The 384-nt window shown below is 44.3% G+C and carries 1 protein-coding gene; it reads right to left on the bottom strand.

Going from position 1 to position 384, the window contains the following annotated elements; genetic code table 11:
* Positions 1-384: lyase family protein (locus J7R10_RS09575; protein ID WP_246787440.1), on the bottom strand; the 384-nt coding region annotated here is incomplete at both ends.

Here is a 384-nt window from a genome sequence, read left to right as displayed (position 1 = left end):
CAAACCGTCAGCGCATTGCGTTGTACATTCCGATAGGGATCTGCTCGGCTTAGTCGAGCTTGCGTGAGCGCTAAGAGTACGCGTGGGGAGTGAACGAGGCCACGAAATGTATTGAGATTTTTTTGCATATTTTCTGGATAGACAATCAAATTTTCAATGACCGATGTGAGACGCATAAGAGCAAAATCAAGTGTAATGGTAGCAGCAGGGCCAATATAACGCTCAACAGATGAATGAGAAATATCACGTTCATGCCAAAGTTCTACATTTTCCAGGGCAGGTATTGCAAATGCACGTACCATACGTGCCAACCCAGATAAATTTTCTGTTAAATCTGGATTGCGTTTATGGGGCATAGCAGATGAGCCTTTTTGTCCAGGTGAG

Source organism: Bartonella vinsonii subsp. berkhoffii ATCC 51672 (assembly GCF_902825225.1).
Lineage (GTDB): Bacteria > Pseudomonadota > Alphaproteobacteria > Rhizobiales > Rhizobiaceae > Bartonella > Bartonella berkhoffii.
This window is presented reverse-complemented; position numbering and strand designations above follow the sequence as displayed.